Below are 449 nucleotides of genomic sequence, written 5' to 3'. Positions count from 1 at the left end.
GGCGCTGCCGGCGGCGGAGTGGGCGCGCGCGCAGAGCGCCGCCGACGCCGCCGACCTGGTGCTGGTGATCGGCAGTTCCGGCCTGGTCTATCCGGCCGCCAGCCTGCCGCTGCAGGCCAAGGAGCGCGGCGCCTGCGTGGTCGAGATCAATCCCGAACCCAGCGCGCTGTCGGCGCGCGCCGACCTGCACTGGCGCGACAGCGCCGCGGTGGCGCTGCCGTTGCTGCTGCAGCAGTGCATGGTGGCCTGAGCGCGTTGCTGGCCGCAGGAACCATGCGCGGCGCTCAGCGCAGCGTGTGCAGGAACGCGTCCACCGCCGCGGTATAGGCCGAGGGCAGGCCCAGGTCGCGGTTGATCTCGGCATGGCTGGCGTCCTGCGGCAGCACCTCGACGCGGATGCCGCGAGCGCCGGCCTTGCTGGCCAGGTGGCGCGCCTGCGCGCAGGCGTC

At 74.8% G+C, this 449-nt stretch carries 1 pseudogene; it reads left to right on the top strand.

The window, feature by feature from the left end:
* A pseudogene (locus tag D588_RS0118200) lies at positions 1 to 250 on the top strand (NAD-dependent deacylase); the annotation flags it as partial.
* Between the last annotated feature and the right edge of the window lie 199 nt (positions 251 to 449).

The organism is Xanthomonas sp. SHU 308 (genome assembly GCF_000364645.1).
In the GTDB taxonomy this organism is placed as follows: domain Bacteria; phylum Pseudomonadota; class Gammaproteobacteria; order Xanthomonadales; family Xanthomonadaceae; genus Xanthomonas_A; species Xanthomonas_A sontii.
Note: the sequence above shows the minus strand (reverse complement) of the source record. Positions and strands in the feature narration are given on the sequence as shown.